This window comes from Staphylococcus sp. GDY8P57P (assembly GCF_017892585.1).
GTDB classification, from domain to species: Bacteria; Bacillota; Bacilli; order Staphylococcales; family Staphylococcaceae; genus Staphylococcus; species Staphylococcus borealis.
Window position 1 is genome coordinate 1 of the sequence record NZ_JAESLK010000060.1, and the last position, 700, is coordinate 700.

General features: G+C 41.9%; 1 pseudogene. It reads left to right on the top strand.

Features of this window, described 5'->3' with window-relative positions:
- Positions 1 to 700: pseudogene (locus KA878_RS13420) on the top strand (IS256-like element ISEnfa4 family transposase); the annotation flags it as partial.

A 700-nucleotide genomic window follows, 5' to 3' on the forward strand; every position in this document is an offset into this window, starting at 1 on the left:
AGTACCCAGAACACGTGATGGTGAATTTTCACCGACGGTGTTTGAGCGTTATCAGCGAAATGAAAAGGCACTGCTCGCTTCAATGCTTGAGATGTATGTTTCAGGCGTTTCGACACGTAAAGTTTCAAAGATTGTTGAAGAGCTATGTGGAAAATCGGTATCGAAATCTTTTGTTTCTAGCCTGACTGAGCAGTTAGACCCGATGGTCAACGAATGGCAGAACCGTTCACTCTCAGGTACGAGTTATCCTTATCTGATGACTGATGTTCTCTACATAAAAGTCCGTGAGGACCATCGAGTGCTTTCTAAAAGCTGCCATATTGCGATCGGGATAACAGAAGGTGGTGATCGTGAAATCATTGGCTTCATGATCCAAAATGAAGAAAGTGATGACACATGGTCCATCTTCTTTGAATACTTAAAAGAACGCGGTCTACAGGGGACAGAACTCATCATTTCTGATGCCCATAAAGGCCTAGTGTCTGCAATTCGTAAGTCATTTACCAACGCAAGTTGGCAGAGATGCCAGGTCCATTTTTTAAGAAACATCTTCAGTTCCATTCCAAAAAAGAATTCAAAACCGTTTAGAGAAGCAGTAAAAGCGATCTTTAAGTTTACGGATATTGAACTCGCTCGAACAGCTAAGAATGCCTTAGTCGGTGAATATATCGACCAGTCTAAATATTCAAAAGCTTGCGCA